The organism is Chryseobacterium cupriresistens (genome assembly GCF_046614675.1).
GTDB lineage: Bacteria > Bacteroidota > Bacteroidia > Flavobacteriales > Weeksellaceae > Chryseobacterium > Chryseobacterium cupriresistens.
In genome coordinates this window covers 1-290 of sequence record NZ_JBKKJT010000034.1, presented here as the reverse complement: position 1 = coordinate 290, position 290 = coordinate 1, and the positions used below count along the sequence as shown (strand labels likewise).

The 290-nt window shown below is 61.7% G+C and carries 1 pseudogene; it reads left to right on the top strand.

Features of this window, described 5'->3' with window-relative positions:
- Window positions 1-290, top strand: a pseudogene (locus ACLI50_RS22540) (hypothetical protein); the annotation flags it as partial.

Sequence of the window (290 nt, the reverse complement as noted above, 5' to 3'; positions counted from 1 at the left end):
CACTGGAATTCGGATGCGACGCGGATGCCGTCGTCGAACCACTCCTACTACCTGCGCAACTGCTATCTGGAGAACCGGCTGTCGACCGGCACCATGGTGCTCGACAACACGCTGCTCGATCTGTCGAAGGTGAAAGTTCCGATCTACAACCTCGCCGCACGCGAGGACCACATCGCACCGGCGGAATCGGTGCTGTACGGGTCGCAGTTCTTCGGCGGCCCCGTGAAGTATGTGCTGTCGGGCTCCGGCCATATCGCCGGCGTGGTCAATCCGCCCGCGGCGAAGAAATA